We start from the raw sequence: 2,565 nt of genomic DNA, 5'->3' as shown, positions 1-2,565 counted from the left end.
GCTCCGAGCCGGCCTCCATCAGGCGATCCAGTCCGTCATACCCCATGTAGCGGTTGTAGCCCGTCCCCCGCTGCTGATCGATGATGGCGCCGACGTTTCCATTGGCGTCGTATTGATACTCGAACGAAGCGACGTTGTTGTCCCGCACCTGCTGGGGCATCTGGCGCCCGTTGAGCACGAGCGAGTGGCTCACACCATTGCCATAGGTGAACTGCCGCGCGGCTCCATTGGGGTAGTAGCCAATACCGGAGGCGTAGACGTTCCCAAATTGATCGCGCACATCGGTCGGCTGACCAAGAGCATTGGGCGCATAGTTGATTGACAGCCCAGTGGGATAGGCCTGACTTGCAAGTGCTCCGTTCGCGTCATAGCCGTAGCCGATGGACCAGGTATACCAGCCGGTTTGACCAGACGATTCGGATGTCAGCATCCGACGTTTGTTGTAGTTGTAAGCATTGACGCCAGATGAGCTACCGGCATCGTTCCAGGTCGTGACCTGTGCAGGCAGTCCGTCCGGGGTGTAGGACCAATCCTGATTGCCATTCTTGTCAGGGAACCGCAGGGTCTTGAGGCGATTGCGAGTGTCGTAGGTGCGCACCACCTGGCGGCCACTGGCAGCAGCGGCTTCCAGGTCGCAGCTGGTCGTGCTGGGAAGATCAAGGCCACTGGCCGACCAAGCCAGATTGCCAGCCGCGTCATAGGCCATGACGGTCGACCCGCTCTCGGGCTCAATCACTTTGCACAGCTGCTGGTTCGCATCGTAGACGTAGCTACGGGCCGCCAGGCCAACGCCATGCTCCACCGGTGGCGGCGCCACCACCTGCACGACCTGGTTGCTGGATTCATTCCCGAAATCACCGGCACCATCGCGCATTCGCCAACGCAGGTTGTAGCCGCCCGCACCAAGGGGAGCGCGGAGGCTGAAGTTGAAGTCCACACTGCCGCCAGGCGGAACATCGGATGGCAGGCCCACTTCGCCTGGCGACCATCCTCGCGTATCGCCAACCAACACAGCCCGATAGCCCTGCCCCTGGCGCCAGGTGACATTTCCCGTGTTCGTGAACCGCACTGACCCGGTGACAGAACGTCCGGTTGGGAGCTGCGCAGGCATGTTCTGAGATACGAAAGCAGCATTACGCTGCATGGCAGGAATCGAGAGTGCGCCCGACCCATCAATGAGGGAGTTGTCCCGACCGACCGGAGAAATGCCATGGATATAGAACGGCTTGCCGCCTTGGCTTCGAATCAGGTCTTCGGTCACTGGAATTGAGAAGCGGTAGTTGCTTCCTGACGATGAGCAAGCGCTGGCAACGCCCGGTTCGCTGGCAAGGTTCGCACTAGCGATGGCCGCAATCGTGCCGCTGCCGGCGGGCCCGCCAGCATACATATGGACGTCAATCGATCGGCGTAGTCCTGCAGAACACGCCCAACCGACAATCGCCTTGTTGTCCTGGATACCCTCGATCCGACCTTTGATCACCGATGCAGGCACAGCCACTGCGCCCGACCCGGAAATGGTGTCGTTTGAGGCACCTACCGGAGACAGGCCATGGATATAAATGGCCTTACCGCCGTTCTGGATGATGAAGTTCTCATCGATGGGGAACGAGAATCGGTAGTTGCTGCCCGAAGCACTACAAGCGCTAGCGATACCGGCATCACTTGGCAATGTGGCTGCAGTGGCCCCCGCGAAGGTTCCCGAGCCAGCGGAGCCCCCCAGATACATGTGCACATCGACCGAGCGGTTCAAATACGTCGAACAGGCCCAACCAGAGATTGCACCGTAGGTGACGCTGTCGATGTTTCCTTTGATGAGCGACGGAATGACCTGCACGGTCTGGGAGCCGAACCCACCGAACGACGCTTTTCCGTCCTGAAGCATCCGCCATACGAACTGATACTGACCGGGCGTTGTTGGAGCGGTAACGCTAAAGTTAAACGTCACTTTGCTGTCGATCGAGACAGCACTAGGCAGCTGGACTCGGTCTAGCCCCCAGGGACTCGCAACACTAGGAGTTCCTGCGTATCCCAGTTTATAGCCGAGGTTTGAACCCCACACCTGATTGCCAACGTTCTTATAGGTTGCGCTTACTGCATAGGTCTGCCCGACGACCATTTGACCGGGCGTGCTATACCCGATCCATTCTGCAGCGTTGTCAGGAACATCTGGACATACATTTCCCCGGCCTGCAGGCGATCCATCCGGGCACTGCCTTGCAGCCTCGGCCCTACCCAAAAATCCCGACAGCAGGAGAAAACCAAGCACTAGTGAAATGAGGGAGAAGAAGAGCGACTTTCGATTGGCGATTCTTTGAGTGTCCCTACGATCAGAATTCACTGCTTCCATGCACGATATCATTGAGCACCCCGCTCGATCTTGATCGCCTTGCCGAAAACGTCACGAGTAATGTTGGTCCTGCTGGACTCTGGTAGCTGCACCCAGACAGGTGCGTCATAGACCGGTTGATCGAACACCTGGTAACCCGTACGCGTCTGAGCACCTCGCGGGTTGGTGACCAGGGTTTGTGCGCCAGGCAGATACTGCGTGATCGTGGTCAGCAATCC

At 58.6% G+C, this 2,565-nt stretch carries 1 protein-coding gene and 1 pseudogene; both read right to left on the bottom strand.

Going from position 1 to position 2,565, the window contains the following annotated elements:
- Positions 1–2,359, bottom strand: a 2,359-nt coding sequence (locus tag EO156_RS24560; protein WP_241239512.1) for a wall-associated protein, incomplete at its 3' end; no start/stop codon positions are given.
- Positions 2,356–2,565 (bottom strand): annotated as a pseudogene (locus EO156_RS23830) (hypothetical protein); the annotation flags it as partial. The pseudogene EO156_RS23830 and the gene EO156_RS24560, both read right to left, overlap by 4 nt.

Origin of the sequence: Xanthomonas sp. DAR33341 (assembly GCF_003992815.1) — a bacterium.
Classification (GTDB): domain Bacteria; phylum Pseudomonadota; class Gammaproteobacteria; order Xanthomonadales; family Xanthomonadaceae; genus Xanthomonas; species Xanthomonas cissicola.
The sequence above is the reverse complement of the archived record's forward strand: the minus strand, read 5'-3'. Positions and strand labels throughout refer to the sequence as shown.